Origin of the sequence: Gordonia sp. (in: high G+C Gram-positive bacteria) (assembly GCF_049647785.1) — a bacterium.
In the GTDB taxonomy this organism is placed as follows: domain Bacteria; phylum Actinomycetota; class Actinomycetes; order Mycobacteriales; family Mycobacteriaceae; genus Gordonia.
The window spans coordinates 21,185-33,233 of the sequence record NZ_JBARYI010000061.1; the positions used below are offsets into that span (position 1 = coordinate 21,185).

A 12,049-nucleotide genomic window follows, 5' to 3' on the forward strand; every position below is an offset into this window, starting at 1 on the left:
CTGCCGAAGGTGCGACCTATTCGCTGGTGCCGTTTGATCCAGTAACCAAATAACGGAAGAGGCTCGTATCCATCGGGGTCATTAGATCGAGTTTCATTGTCACGACATCAAGCATCTTGCCGGAACCACCGGGCATCTGTTCTTGGACGGGTTCGCGTGACTTCGCGAGTCCGAGGTATGTGAAGTCGAGGCCTTCTGCGTCATCCTTCTTGGCAAACAAGTGCAGCGGAAACTCGTTCTCAACGATTGACTGAACCTCGCTACTTTGAAGTGTTCGCCTGCTTCGAGTGAACCATTTGAGCGTTGAGGCATCGAGGAACTCGTCCTCGTATTGTGTGCTCTCGGAGACTTCGTCCGATTTGTGGTACGTGACAAATATGGGGCAACTCCGGGATGCGGCATCTACTTTGTAACCGTAGATAGTGCTGTATTCATTTGACTTCCAGTTGAGGAGTCGACACACGTCCTTTCTCGAGTACAATTTGCCGATCTGAAGCTCTCCGGTCCAGCCATTTTGATGGCGCGCAAGGTAGAGTCCTGTTTCAACAAGATCTTCTATGTGCGCGCGAAGCTTGTTAGACGAGGAAAGCATCAGTCCCATTCTGGGGGAGAAGGAGTACCCGGATGAGGCGACGATTATTGGGGCCTGATCTCCGTATTTCTCTCGTTCGGAAGCCGTGAAGAACTCAAGCGAGAGCACTCGCTCAACTGACTCAATGGTCGCGGCATCTGTTTCTAGTCCCTGCTCAGTGAGCAACTGGCCGAAGCGTTCCTTGCTGAGCGACCGGCCCGCCAAAAGTTCGTTAAGCAGCAGTAGTTCATGAGGTCTCTTGGCGGGCAGGAGTTCACCGGATACGAAGTTCAGTATCTGGGTGACTTCGTTAGGGGGTTCTTCTTCCTCGCGCTTTAGTTTTTGAAGGAGAGCCCAGTAGTTCTTTTTCTTTGTCGCGATGACAACGGGATCCACAGTTTCAAATCGTGCGAAGTCTATCAGTTTCGGGATCTTGCCCAGGCGTTGTTCAAGTTGAAGATAGGCTGCCTTGATGTTCTTCATGCTGTCGAGGGAGATGCTTGATAGGGACTGTAGGACCCGATCTCGCGAAATTTGATCGAAGTTGATACTGGATAGTCCAGAGATCACCCCTGCGTTGTCGGCATCGATCAACTTCCTTCGGATAACGTCCTTATTGAGTGAGCTGTCCCCAAGAAGGGCGATCGGTATCAGGTAATTGTTGGCGTAGTTCCCGATGAAGTCGATCACTCGGAGGTGATCTTTGTCGGGAGCCTTTCTTAGCCCGCGGCCCAGTTGCTGGGTAAAAACGATAGATGACTGAGTTTGGCGCAGCATGACAACCTGGTTTACTGCCGGGATGTCAATGCCTTCGTTGAAGATATCAACCGTCAGGATGTAGTCTAATTCTCCGCATTCGAGTTGTCGGACGACTTCACGCCGGGTCTCGGGTGAATCGGAACCCATCAGCGCGCGGGTTCTAAGGGGTGATCCGTGAACAACTCTTTGGTTGAGGAGCTGCGAGAGTTCGATAGCTTCGTTTCGCCTCGCGCAAAAGATTAGTCCGCGAGTCGCTTCGGTGTGCCCGTACCTGTGAAGCATCTGAACTAGATAATCCACGCGTTCTTCGGCGATCAGTTGCGACAGTTTGGAGGCGTCATCGATGGTGGTGCCGTCTGAATCGACGAAATCGGTAACACCATAGTAGTGAAACGGTGCGAGCATGTCTGCTTCGAGGGCCGCCTGCAACCGGATTTCGTAAGGCACATTGAAGTCGAACATTTCGAAGACGTTGAAACCGTCAGTTCGCTCCGGGGTAGCTGTTAGTCCCAGTAGGAACGCTGGTTCTATTCGATCGATAAGCCGCTTGTAACTATCAGCCCCAGCACGATGGACTTCGTCGATGAGGACGTAATCGAAGTGTGCGGAGTCCAACTTGGCTAGGTTCTCCGGTCGTGACAGCGACTGGATGGTCGCGAACACATATTTATGGTCCAGGTCTTTCTGCCGCCCAACGAACTTCCCAAATTCGTTGGCTGGAGCTTCAAGAACCTGTTGGTAGGCGGTGATTGCTGCGTCGAGAATCTGCTCTCGGTGGACCACGAAAAGCATGCGATTGGGGTTGAATGCGCGGACGTCCAGGGCGGAAAGGATCGTCTTACCGGTTCCTGTCGCTGATATCACCACGGCTCGGCGTTCGCCTGACCTGCGGACCTGGTCGATGGCTTCAAGCGCTTCGACCTGCATTGTGTTTGGCATGATTGAACTGCGGGAAAAGTCCGAGTCATACAGCGACCCGCTGTCGAGGGCATCTTCAGTGTGTGGATCCGATTGAAATTGGCTTTCTGACGACGGATGCCGTGTCAACTGGGCGTAGTGGTGTTCGTATTTGGCGACCCAGCTAGCAGTAAGCCGCGACGAACCGCTTACCTGCCTATCGATCGCATCACGAAGTTGGTCGACAATATCACCGCCAGGCAAAGCCGAGAAGCGAAGGTTCCACTCCTCGTTTGTCAGCAGAGCTGTGGAAGTGAGATTGGAACTACCGATGATGGCGGTCGTGGATTCATCTCGTTCAAACAAGTAGCCCTTTGCATGGAAACCGCGCTCAACATCAGGGTGGACCAGTACCTCAACGCCCTCCAGCGTGAGTAACTCGCGGAACGCCGCTGGCTCGTTGAAATTTAGATAGGTCGACGTGACGATGGTTCCCTCGCCGTTAAAGTCAACCAGGGCCTGTTTCAGAAGGGCTAACGCGCCCGTGGTTACGAATGCGACAGAGAATACGAATCGGTTCGAGCGATGTAGTTCATGCCGGATCGCTCGCAACATCGTGTTGTCGTCACAGTTGGAGATGAGTTGAGGATGAAAGACTTGCTCGGAAGGGGCGGACGCGTCAAGGAATCCGAATGTCGTATCGGCGCGTACTAGGCGATTTTCGGAAGTTTTTAGTTTTGGGTTCATTCGGCAAACGTGGCACGAAGCTTGTCAACGGCGGGAATATCTGCCGGCGCCCAATCCAACGTTCCAAGATCTGCCGCCGGCAGCCACGAGATCTCAGAGTGTTCAGTCAGTTGTGGATCGCCATCGATGAGGGTGCAGAAGTACGTGGTCAGGATGACTACACCGAAATCGTACTCGTGCTCGGTTGTTTCAAGGAGCTCACCGATCTCAGCGTTGACCAGTAACTCCTCAGCGAGTTCTCGTCGGAGTGCTGCCTGGGGGCTCTCTCCCGGCTCAATCTTGCCCCCGGGAAACTCCCACATGCCTGGTAGTGACATCAAGTTGCTCCGGCGGGCGGCCAGGATCTTGCCGTCTCGCACGAGGACCGCTCCAACAACATGGATTCGGCGCTTCGTAGCTGAAGTATTGCGTGTGTCTTCCATCGAATCGAACTCTACCCATTAGAGACCGTCGATGCCGAGGAGGGCGAAACCTAGACGGGGATTGTCAGCATCCTATGCTTTCCTCGAGTGTGAAGAGGAGAAGGAGGGCGGATTGCCGGTCTATCGCGTCCTGATCGCCGAGACTGTTGAGCGGGTTGCCTACATCGCAGTGTCTGACGAGTTTGATTCGGACGCTATGTCCGTCGAGCTTGGAGATTTCGCCGAGAACGTCGCCGTCGAGACCGGCATCGGCGAGCGGCATGTCAGTATCTCGCGAGCGCGAAACGACGTCGATGTGGATGCGGATTTTGAACAGTAAAGGTCCACGCGTCCCGACGATTCAACCTGACGGGACACCCTCAAGCGCTCAGTAAAATTGAATGGTTCCCTTGGAGAATGCCCAGAACGGTGTGTTGTACGAAGCACTCAGACGCTGGCCGGGCGCAATCTGGAATTGCTGGTCAGCGTTGCCGATCGCCCAGAGGTATCGGGTGTGGATGTGGATCGTGTGCACGCCGGGACCGAGTTCGATGACTTGGTCGCCCCAGTTTCGTCCAACCTCGATGCCGTCGATCACGATCAGCGGCCCGGTCAAGAAGAGGATCCAGGCCAGAGGGAAGAACCCCGTATGGATGCTCAGGAACGCGCCAGTGCCAAGTGGTGACGGCGCGTACTGGCCTGGCTGCGGAGGCCCCGGCTGCTGAAAGTGCGCGGGTTGCTGCTGCCTCTGCTGCGCCGGAGGGTGCGGCTGGTACTGCTGACCCGGTACCGGCTGGCCGTAGTGAGGCTGCTGCCCAGGGAACTGCTGTGGCACCTGCGGCTGCTGCCATTGAGCCGGTGCATGCGGCGCCTGCTGATACTGCGGGCCCTGCTGATACTGCGGCGCCTGCGGGGGCGGGGTTGCCCACTGCTGCTGAGGCTGGTGTGGCCCAGATGGGTGGGAACCTGGTTGCTGCGGGTACGTCACACGAAAAGACTACGCCCGGCACTATGACGCGATCATTCGGATAGTGGAGTAGCCGATGCCTCGGTAGCGGGAGGGTCTGCGGCTGGCCGTCGAAGCAACTCAACTGCGATCCCTAGAACAACCAGTCCGACAATGAGCCAGCCGATCGCGCTGAACGTGACTGGCCTCGACGCCATCAGCGCGAAGGTCCCCAGAATCGCGGCGATCCACCAGATCACCGCGCGGTAATGGTCGACGAATGCGCCGAACCGACCAGTGTCGCCGCCGTTCCGGTCGAGTGCCGACCGCAACGAACTGAATCCGGAATTCGCTACCGACCGAACAGCCACCGCCGGCCGGGCGGGTCCGCCGAACCACACCACTACGGCAATCAGGAGACCGAGAACGGCGATGGCTCGGATCGTGGACGTCATAGCAGCGGTGACCTCGCCAAACACGGCGTCGGCAACGGAGCTCGGCATGGGATCCGGGCTCACGGAGTACGTGAAAATGTTGCCGCCAACCCAAATTCCCAACGACAACAACACAAACACAATGACCACCCCGATCGACGCGAACAGCAAGGCTCGACGTCGGCGGTTCGCCACCAAAATCCCAGCAACCAATAGCGCCAGAGCTACCCACGGCAGCCAGAACCCAGCGATCACCGCCACCTGATACGTCGCGCGAGCTAGTGCGAGCGAATCAGCATGCGCGATGGTGATCGTCCGATTCTTCGGCTCGATCCGGTCGGCAAACGTCAATCCGCGCTGCACCAACCGCGTCTTCACGGCATCGAAGAGGGGCTCGAGTTGGACGCTCAAGGTGCCGTCCTTCGACAGGTCCAACACGGTTCCGGGTTGATCCTTGAGGACAGCTATCGCCTGCTGATGGCTGAGCCGCAGACTCGACTCCCACAACTGCGCAAACTGATCCGACGCCACCAGACGTTGAACAGTCGATGCCACGATTGACTGGATACCCGCCACCGCAGGACCGCGGAGGGCTGCGATGGCTGCCGTTGGTCGCGGAGGGAGATTCGCCGCAGCGAGCTCATCGAAGAGTTGGCCGACGGCTTGGTCGAAATTAACCTGCTTGTCAATCTCGTCAGTGATCTGTCCCGCGACGAAATCCTGGACGGCCGGATCCTCGGCCAAGGGAGCAAAGGTCGAGACAAAACTATCGCCGTCGACCAACTCAACCCGAGCCCAAGTTCCGATCGCGGCAATGGGGGCGAGAAGCAGCGCGATGGTGATCAGCAAGAAGCTGACGGCCATGCGAACGTACGAGGTGGGCCGAGGGGTGTCGGACGTCGAAGTATCCACCTATTGATGGTGTCACCAGCGGTGTCTCAGTATCGGGGATGCGAAAACTCGGCTTCCGAAATGTTTGTCGGCCGGGATCTTGGTGGACCAGTCAGGGTTGGCCTTCAAAAATTGTCAGACCCTCGGATTAACATCGAACGTAAGTTCGAGCTGATGATTCGAAGGGGAAGCCGATGACCACTCAAACCACTACCCGCCCACCCGCGTCCACGGTGAAGGTCGCCGACGATGAGATCGTTATCCGCATTTCTCGCCCGGCCCCGGCCGACGGTGGGGGTTCGGCGGCCGCCTCGGGTGTGGTGCGCGATAGCCGTGCGGATCGGTTGGCTTTTGCTGCGCGGGTGGATTCTTTTGCCGGGGTGGTGATGTGGCATCGCTACGCCGAGATCTACTCGCTGCTGCAAGAGCAGTGTGCCGTGGCCGAGGCGGATCCGGCTTCGGATGTGTTTGGTCGGGTTTACGATCCGCTGTGCAAGGTCGCGGCCTCGTACGCGGTGGCTGCCGGGGTGCGCCAGTGCACCGCTGAGCGGTTTGTGGAGCGCGCAGTGGCGTGTGCTGAGCGGATTCCGGCCGTGGGTGGTTTGCTGCGCGATGGGCTGATCCCGGATGCGTGGTTCGCTCGTGCTGTGGAGCAGACCTCGCTGGTCGACGATCTTGCTCTGCTTGCGCTGATTGATGCCGAGATCGCCTACCGGTTGCAGCATTTGGGTGGCCTGTCGGCGGCGCGGGTGGAGGCCGTGGTCGCTGCGGTGGTCGCCGAGCATGATCCCGATGCGGTCACCCTCACTCGTGAGCAGATCCGCGACTACAAGAAGGTGATGGTCAACCCGCTCACCGAAGGCATGTCGGAGTTGGTCATCACTGCTTCTGCCGAGGATGTGCGGTTGGCGAAAGAAACCCTGGATGCAGTGATTGCTGGGGTGTGCCCGAAAGATCCTCGCACCAAGCAGGTTCGTCGCTCCGATGCGGCAATGGCGCGGTTGAACGGCACCGCGTTCACCTGCCAGTGCGGCAGTGATGATTGCATCGCCGAACTTTCCCAAGAGCAGATCGATGCCCGGTGTGCTCGGGTGGTGCTGCACGTGGTGGTGCGGGAAGAAACCCTCGACGGCACCGCCGACACCCCGGCCGTCCTCGACGGATTCGGCCCGATCTCGGCCGAGCACGTTCGCGAAATCGCCGACCGCCCCGACACCGTCGCCCGTGATCTGGATTTGGGCGATCTGCTCGATCACCAGGCCCAGCCGGGCAACCAGTACCGCCCCACGGCCACGCTCGACACGGTTCTGCGTGCCCTGTTTGGGATCTGCACCTGGCCCGGCTGCACCGAACCGGCTTTTGCTACCGATCTGGACCATGTGTGCGAATACAACCACGACGATCCGGCCGCTGGCGGCCCGACGTGCTTGTGCAACCTCAACCCCAAGTGCCGTTTTCATCACGGGTTGAAGACCTGCGCCGAAGGCTGGATCGATGACCAGATCGTCGACGCCAACGGCGTCATCTGGACCGAAGTGACGACCCCGGAAGGATTCACTGTGCGTCAGCAAGCACTCAACACGTGGCTGCTGCCCGAGGTCGGGTTGATTCCTTGCCAGCACGCCCCGGTTGGGGCCGGCGTCGTTGGGGCGCCGCGCCCGGAATCCCGACACGCCGAGAACGGCCCTCGGCGCGCGCAGTCCCGCACCGAGGCCAAGCACGCCTACCGCATGGCCCGCCGGGCAGCGAACCGCCGAATCCGCGAGGAAGAGGAAGCTCGGGCGTTGGCCGAGGAAGGGGTGCCGCCGTTCTGATCGGACACGCCGAACAGGCGACACGCCGTGGTTAGCCCGAATCTCGGTGATTGTTGCGGGCTCCTCGATAAGGGGTGCGCATCGCTACGCTCCGCGGGCCCAACTCGGAGAGCGGAAAAGGAAGCGGGAGCGAGGCTCGTGAACTTAACCGGCGAGTGGGGAGCGTAGCCACGCCCAGTCGAGCCCGAACCAGCCGCCGAACAGGGCGAGGCCGCCCGTTAACCACAACGTCAAGAACACAATTGCGCACGTGCCGATCGCCAAGACCGCCTGCATCAGGCGGTTGCCATCGATGTAGTTCGAATAGAAACGGTTGAGGAGTCCCATGATCTTCTTGCGTAACCGCGCGGCCCACTCCAACTCCTGAGACAGGATAAGCAGGCCGAGAAAGACTGTGGCCCAACCGGGGCCCGGGTACGGAATCGTCAGCACGCCAACTGCAGTGACCAATGCTCCGACCACAATTGTCACGTAACGCAGTGCCCCGCCATACCGGTGATTGTGGCGGATGTGGTGGTACTTCGCACCAAGCGACTTAAAGTGATCGACTACTACGGACACCATCGGGACGCTATCACCGCAACACCGACTCGGCCCGGCCACATAATGTTGTGTCCATCTCGATCAATCGCACAACTAATCGCACGACAATTGGAGAATCCAACCCATGACCAGCGCACCCAACGTAACGAAGAGCGGAATCTGCCACCTGGTGGTCCTGAAGTTCGAGAACGGCGTGCGCGACGACGTCGTCGCACGACTGTCACCCGCTCTCGACGCACTCATCCCTCAACTCGACGGACTTATCTCGTACCGACACGGCGACGACCTTGGCATCAACAACGGCAACGCCGACTACGGTATCGCCGCCGTCTTCGAAACCGAAGAGCATTGGCGCGCCTACTCGGTGCTGCCCGCGCACCGCAAAGTGATCGACGAAATCATCGCACCCAACGTCAAAGAGCGGACCGCAGTCCAATTCGCGGTCACACCCTAGAACCGAGCCCGCGCAGAACTAACCTTCGAACAGGTGCTGGCCCCAGTACTCGCCGGGCTTCAAGCCCGGCGGCACGGCGAACACAGCGGAACCATTCGGAATCAAGTACTCGGTCATCGCGTCCTTGCGTGACAACTGATGCTGCATCGGCACAAACTGCTTGAACGTATCCCGATTGAAGGCGATGAAGAACAAGCCGGCGTCGAGATGCCCGAAGCCGTCTGAGCCATCGGTGAAGTTGTAGCCACGCCGCAAGATCTGCGCGCCGTTGTTGGCGTCGGGGTGAGCTAGGCGCACGTGCGCCGTGGCGGGAATGATTGGCGCACCATACGACGTGATCTGGAAATCCGGATCGTCGAACTCGCCTTCCTTGCCGAGCGGCGCACCGGAACCCTTCAACCGTCCGACGATGTTCTCCTGCTCCAGCAGATTGGCCCGATCCCACGGCTCGATGTCCATGCGAATCCGTCGTGCGACCAAGTAGGTTCCACCAGTCATCCACTGCGCGGCGGGAGGATTGTCGCTATCGGCAACCCATACCCACTTGTCGAGTGTGTCGGTGTCCTCGGCGCGAATGTTGGCGGTGCCGTCCTTGAACCCGAACATATTGCGCGGCGTGTCCTGCCCCCGCGTGGTGGCAGACGTACGACCGAACCCCAACTGCGACCAACGCACCGACACCACGCCGACGCCGATCCGCGCCAAGTTGCGGATTGCATGTACTGCGACCTGCGGGTCGTCGGCGCACGCCTGAATGCAGATGTCCCCGTACGACCGTCCCGGTTCGATCTTTTCCTTCGCGAAGATCGGCAAATCGGCCAGCGCCGCCGGTTTGCGATTGGCAATGCCGAACCGATCCTTGCGCGCCGGATCGACCATGCTGGGCCCAAAGAGTCCCGGACCGAAACCAATCGTCAACGTCAGGTGCGCGGGCTTCAGACCGAGCGCCTCGCCGGTGTCGGTGGGTGGGTGGTAATCACCCAACTCCAGCGCACCGCCGTCTTCGGTTTCTTCGCCGCGAGTGAAGCGTTCAGCCGCGACCGTCCACTTTTTCAGCATGTCGACGAGCGCTTCACGCGAATCGGTGATGACGTCGAACGCCGCAAAGTGCAGGCGGTCCTGCGCTTCGGTGACGATGCCTGCCTGGCGGTCGCCACGGAATCCGACGATCTGGTCGGATGACGCACCGCCGTCGCCCCGGCCCGATACGGTCGCGCCGAGCGCCGCACCGCCAGCAATTCCGGCGGCAATGCCGACACCCGCCGCGCCGAGCACCGTTCTGCGGGAAACGCCGGGCTTGGTGCTGATCTCAGTTGGTTCTTCGCTCACGGCCATTCACTCACTCCGCCATAACAATGCCGGGCACCTGCGAAAGGGTGGCCGACAGCGCATCAATCTTGTCCGACAGTTCCCTGCGCTGCTCCGGCGTCACGGTCGTGTACGACGCGTAGCCCTCGCCCTCACGGAACTGCTCGAGGAACGTTTTGACATCACCGAACTGGGCGGTGATCTTGTCCATCAGTCCCTTGTTGCGCGATGTGATGATCGGTGCCAACTCGGCGATCAGGGTTTCCGAACCCTCGATGTTGGCGGCGATATCCCACAGGTCGGTGTGGCTGTATCGATCTTCCTCGCCGCTGACCTTGGTCTTGGCGATCTCGTCGATCAGTGCCTGTGGGCCACGGATAAACATCTGGGTCTCGAACTCGAAGTTCGGTGCGGACACCTCGTCGCGCAACGTCTTCACGTCGGCAACGAGTTGGTCGGCAACCTTCGCGATGGCTTCTTTGGTGTCGGCAGTCTTGGCGTTGGCTGCGTCCGACGGCGCGATCTGCCCTTCGGCGTCACCGATCTCGGCGGGCTGCGGCGGGAACAGGAAACGCTCGATCCGGTGGAAACCGGTGAACGGTACAGCGCCGTTCTCCGTGTCGTCCCAGCGCATATCGATCTTGGGGTCGAGGTCAGGGAACGATTCGGCAACCGGCTCGACGCGCTCGAAGAAGGTGCGGACCAGGCCGAACTCGCTGCGGGCCTTCTCCAAGTCGCCGCTCTTGACTGCGGTCGTGAACGATTCAGCCTGTGAGACAAGGCCATTGAGCTGTCCGCGGACGTACTCGAGGTAGCGGGCCTTGGCGGCGTTCACATCGGCGGGTGCCTGCGACTTGGCCTTCGCCTCGCCGCTGACCTGGATGTCGTGGCGAATACCCGCGCCGACCATGCCCGGCTTGCATGCCACCGTGTAGGTTCCGGGCTCAGCAAATTCAACGCCCAACTTGCCGGTCATGCCCGGCGCAATGTTCTCGACCTCGGCTATGACCCGATTGTTGGGGCCGTACACGTAAAACTCGGTGACCTTCTTACCCGAGTTGGTGATCTCGAAGCTCACCTGACCGGTCTGCAGACTGGTGCTCGACAGGTCACACGCATCGTCGGTCGACGTCACGGCTACCGCACCGTCGCTGCTTGCCTTCGACTCGCACGCCGCCAGAGCCAGCGGCGTTGCGATCACGGCACCGAGAATGACGGTGTTCCGCAGAGCGGGGGAGAGCTTGCCCATGAGGGTCCTTTCACAGATTCGACGACGCAAGCGCGCCACGAAGATCAGGGGGAAGAGTAGGTCGGGGAATGTTGCAGGTAGTGCTAGGCCGGTTCTTTCACGGCGACGTCGACTGCCTTGGGTGCGGTAGGTGTTTTGCCGCGCATGTAGAACAGTCCGCCGACGATAACCAAGTACCCGACCCAGGCAATCACCTGCAGGACGGTCGGCTCGGGCCGGAAGTTGAAGATGCCCTGGCCAATGACGCCGTACCAGGCGGATTGGTCATACCAGGATGAGATGTCGAACGCCGTGTTGTGCAGGCCGGGTAGCCATCCGTACACCTGCAACGCACGAACGCCGTAGGCAAGGATGCCCGCAGCAACGACGATCAAGAAGTAGCCGGTGTAGGTGAAGAACGTCTGAAAATTGATGGCGATCGCGCCCTTGTAAAGGAGCCACGTCAGGAGGACGGCCACCAGAATCCCGAGGAGCAAGCCGAGTAGCGGCCATGCTCCGCCCGACACACTCTCGGCGTAGCCGACCATCAGCAGCGCGGTCTCGAAGCCTTCGCGTCCAACGGCAAAGAACGAGAGGGCGAACACGGCCGCACCACCCACAGCGAGGGCACCTGTCAGCCCTTCCTTCAAGTGCCCGGACATTTGCATGGCTGCCTTGCGCATCCAAAGCACCATGAACGTCACGATTGCCACCGCCACAAACGAGGCGATGCCGGCCAGCAGTTCTGCGGCCAACGACGAAATGGTCGACGACCCGAACTGAATGATGAGGAATGTGCCAACGAGCAACGCCAACGCTGCCGCGACGCCCAGCCAAATCCACTTGAGCGCATCGCGGCGGTCGGACTTGACGGCGAACGCGATCAACACCATCACAACGATCCCGGCTTCGAGTCCCTCGCGAACACCGAGCAACCCGCTACCGACCATCTGGGTCACCACGGATGGTGCGCCTTCGGCGATGAACTCTTCTGCCAACAGCAGCGTCATCGGCGTTCCCTTCTTGCCTCTACGGTCTGGCGTTCCCCACGCGCCA

General features: G+C 59.8%; 11 protein-coding genes. 3 read left to right on the top strand and 8 right to left on the bottom strand.

The features are described 5' to 3' along the window. Window positions 1-16 precede the first annotated feature (16 nt). Together WBA38_RS09850 and WBA38_RS09855 are read right to left on the bottom strand one after the other, a co-directional pair. Entirely contained in the window at window positions 17-2,974 is a 2,958-nt protein-coding gene (locus WBA38_RS09850; RefSeq protein WP_424322597.1) for a DUF3427 domain-containing protein, read from the bottom strand. After that, window positions 2,971-3,396 carry a (deoxy)nucleoside triphosphate pyrophosphohydrolase gene (locus WBA38_RS09855; protein ID WP_424322598.1) on the bottom strand — a complete coding sequence of 142 codons (426 nt, stop codon included), beginning with the start codon at window positions 3,394-3,396 and terminating at the stop codon, window positions 2,971-2,973. The genes WBA38_RS09850 and WBA38_RS09855 overlap by 4 nt, the downstream gene beginning before the upstream one ends. A 112-nt stretch (window positions 3,397-3,508) precedes the next feature. On the opposite strand from WBA38_RS09855, the gene WBA38_RS09860 reads away from it, so the two are divergent. Next, the gene (locus WBA38_RS09860) at window positions 3,509-3,715 is read left to right on the top strand and encodes a hypothetical protein (protein ID WP_424322599.1); all 207 of its coding nucleotides are present in this window, start codon (window positions 3,509-3,511) and stop codon (window positions 3,713-3,715) included. 48 nt (window positions 3,716-3,763) lie between these two features. Here WBA38_RS09860 and WBA38_RS09865 read toward each other — a convergent pair whose 3' ends face one another. Further along, complete coding sequence (locus WBA38_RS09865) at window positions 3,764-4,363, bottom strand: hypothetical protein (protein WP_424322600.1); 600 nt, start codon at window positions 4,361-4,363, stop codon at window positions 3,764-3,766. A 32-nt stretch (window positions 4,364-4,395) separates the two neighbouring features. Further along, window positions 4,396-5,667, bottom strand: a complete 1,272-nt coding sequence (locus WBA38_RS09870; RefSeq protein WP_424322601.1) for a hypothetical protein — start codon at window positions 5,665-5,667, stop codon at window positions 4,396-4,398. 173 nt (window positions 5,668-5,840) lie between these two features. Between WBA38_RS09870 and WBA38_RS09875 the strand changes: the two genes are divergently transcribed. Further along, entirely contained in the window at window positions 5,841-7,460 is a 1,620-nt protein-coding gene (locus WBA38_RS09875; protein ID WP_424322602.1) for a DUF222 domain-containing protein, read from the top strand. Window positions 7,461-7,604: 144 nt separating this feature from the next. On the opposite strand, the gene WBA38_RS09880 is transcribed toward WBA38_RS09875, so the two are convergent. Further along, window positions 7,605-8,021 (bottom strand): TIGR02611 family protein, encoded by a 417-nt coding sequence (locus WBA38_RS09880; RefSeq protein ID WP_424322603.1) that lies wholly within the window; start codon window positions 8,019-8,021, stop codon window positions 7,605-7,607. Window positions 8,022-8,127: 106 nt separating this feature from the next. Here WBA38_RS09880 and WBA38_RS09885 point away from each other — a divergent pair, with 106 nt between their 5' ends. Continuing rightward, complete coding sequence (locus WBA38_RS09885; RefSeq protein ID WP_424296803.1) at window positions 8,128-8,457, top strand: Dabb family protein; 330 nt, start codon at window positions 8,128-8,130, stop codon at window positions 8,455-8,457. Window positions 8,458-8,475: 18 nt separating this feature from the next. Here WBA38_RS09885 and efeB read toward each other — a convergent pair whose 3' ends face one another. The 3 genes from efeB to efeU all read right to left on the bottom strand — a co-directional run bounded on the left by efeB (window position 8,476) and on the right by efeU (window position 12,003). Continuing rightward, the gene (efeB, locus tag WBA38_RS09890; protein WP_424296805.1) at window positions 8,476-9,792 is read right to left on the bottom strand and encodes an iron uptake transporter deferrochelatase/peroxidase subunit; all 1,317 of its coding nucleotides are present in this window, start codon (window positions 9,790-9,792) and stop codon (window positions 8,476-8,478) included. 4 nt (window positions 9,793-9,796) lie between these two features. Next, on the bottom strand, window positions 9,797-11,014 hold the full coding sequence (gene efeO / locus WBA38_RS09895; protein WP_424296807.1) for an iron uptake system protein EfeO: 1,218 nt from the start codon (window positions 11,012-11,014) through the stop codon (window positions 9,797-9,799). An 83-nt stretch (window positions 11,015-11,097) separates the two neighbouring features. Continuing rightward, a complete protein-coding gene (efeU, locus tag WBA38_RS09900) occupies window positions 11,098-12,003 on the bottom strand; it encodes an iron uptake transporter permease EfeU (RefSeq protein ID WP_424322604.1) in 906 nt (301 codons plus the stop codon). Window positions 12,004-12,049 lie beyond the last annotated feature (46 nt).